The following is a 1,809-nucleotide window of genomic DNA, read 5'->3' on the forward strand; positions in this document are numbered from 1 at the left end:
TCGCGGGCCCGGAGGTGCTCCGAACCGGCGACGCGGCGGCCGGGGCGGACCGCGGGGTCCGCGCCGGGCGGAGGGATCTCAGGCAGGCGCCCTGCCGTCGATCCGGGCCAGCCTGACCAGGTCGTCGTCGGCTCCGTACGGCTGGAGGTAGGGCAGCCAGCGCGGGTCCCGGTGACCGGTGCCGATGATGCGCCAGGCAAGACCGGACGGCGGTGCGGGCTTGTGCCGGAGCCGCCAACCGAGTTCGGTGATGTGGCGGTCGGCCTTGACGTGGTTGCAGCGGCGGCAGGCTGCCACCACGTTCTCCCACGCGTGCTGACCGCCACGGCTGCGGGGGATGACGTGGTCCACGCTGGTGGCCGTCTGCCCGCAGTAGGCACAACGGCCGCCGTCCCTGGCGAACAGGGCCCGCCTGGTGAGCGGGACGGGGCCGCGGTAGGGGACTCGGACGAAGCGTTTGAGTCGCACCACGCTGGGTGCGGCCATGACGCGGGTCGCGCTGTGCATCAGGGCGCCGGATTCCTCGAGGCTGACGGCCTTGTCGTTGAGGAGAAGGATGAGCGCGCGGCGAAGCGGTACGACGCCGAGCGGCTCGTACGACGCATTGAGGACCAGGACGTGCGGCACGGTGCCTCCTTGTACGTCTGCGGCGCGTGGCTCGCGCCGGGACGATCTCCTTCAGTGTGTCCCGGCCCCCGCCTGCCGCGCCACCACGATCGGGTAACGCGCCCGGCGTGTTTTCGGCCACACCTGAGCGGTCCGCGCCAGCTCAGGGACGAACCTCGCAGCACTCCGCCGGGTGCGCGGCATATCCCCCATTAGGGTGTGGCTCGTGGACGCCATGGACGACGCGCACCAGCGGGCAGGCGACGCCGCCGGCTGGTTGCAGAACAACTGGGAAGCCTGGCTCGCGGCCGGACTTCGCATCCTGCTGATCGTGGTGATCGCGCTGGTGCTGCGCTCCGTCATCCGGCGCGGCCTCACCAGACTCATCAACCGGATGAACCGCTCGGCGGAGGCCGTCTCCGGTTCCGGGGCGCTGGGCAGTCTGCTGGTCAACGCCGAGCGGCGGCAGCAGCGGTCGGAGGCGATCGGCTCGGTCCTGCGCAGCGTGGCGTCGTTCCTGATCCTGGGAACGGCGGCGTTGACGGTGCTGTCGGTGCTGAGCATCAACCTGGGTCCGCTGCTGGCCAGCGCGGGTGTGGCGGGGGTGGCGATCGGCTTCGGCGCCAGGAACCTGGTGACGGACGTGCTGACCGGGATGTTCATCCTGCTGGAGGACCAGTACGGGGTCGGGGACCGGATCGACGCCGGCGAGGCCACCGGCACGGTGCTGGAGATCGGCCTCCGGGTGACCAAACTGCGCGGTGACGAGGGCGAGATCTGGTACGTGCGCAACGGCGAGATCCGGCGGGTCGGCAACCTCAGCCAGGGGTGGGCGACGGCGACCGTGGACGTCCGGGTCGGCTCCGACGAGGACCTGGTGAAGGTGCGCGAGACGCTCGCCGCGGCCGGCGCCGAGATGGCGCGCACGGCCCCCTGGGACGAGCAGCTGTGGGAGCCGGTCGAGGTCCTCGGCCTGGACGCGATGACCATGGAGACCATGACGGTGCGGGTGGCGGTGAAGACCATGCCGGGGGCTTCGAAGCCGGCCGAGCGTGAGCTGCGCTGGCGCATCAAGAGCGCGCTGGACGCCCAGGGCATCCGGATCGTCGACGACGAGGAGGTCTCGCTCACCAAGGCCGCGCCCGCCTGAACCGCCCACCGCCGAAGGACTCCCGCGCAGCCCCCGCCCAGCCGGCCGGGGGC

The 1,809-nt window shown here is 72.0% G+C and carries 2 protein-coding genes; one reads left to right on the top strand and one right to left on the bottom strand.

Features of this window, described 5'->3' with window-relative positions:
• Positions 1 to 78: 78 nt before the first annotated feature.
• On the bottom strand, positions 79 to 627 hold the full coding sequence (locus tag ACYVE9_RS25295) for an HNH endonuclease (RefSeq protein WP_461030215.1): 549 nt from the start codon (positions 625 to 627) through the stop codon (positions 79 to 81).
• Between the two features lie 214 nt (positions 628 to 841).
• On the opposite strand from ACYVE9_RS25295, the gene ACYVE9_RS25300 reads away from it, so the two are divergent.
• Positions 842 to 1,756: a mechanosensitive ion channel family protein gene (locus ACYVE9_RS25300; RefSeq protein WP_461030216.1), complete on the top strand. Its 915-nt coding sequence runs from the start codon at positions 842 to 844 to the stop codon at positions 1,754 to 1,756.
• Positions 1,757 to 1,809: the final 53 nt, after the last annotated feature.

It is taken from the genome of Streptomyces sparsus (assembly GCF_054776295.1).

Excerpts from the sequence above, each read along its gene's own strand:
- ACYVE9_RS25300 (WP_461030216.1), top strand. The coding sequence starts at position 842 with ATGGACGACGCGCACCAGCGGGCAGGCGACGCCGCCGGCTGGTTGCAG.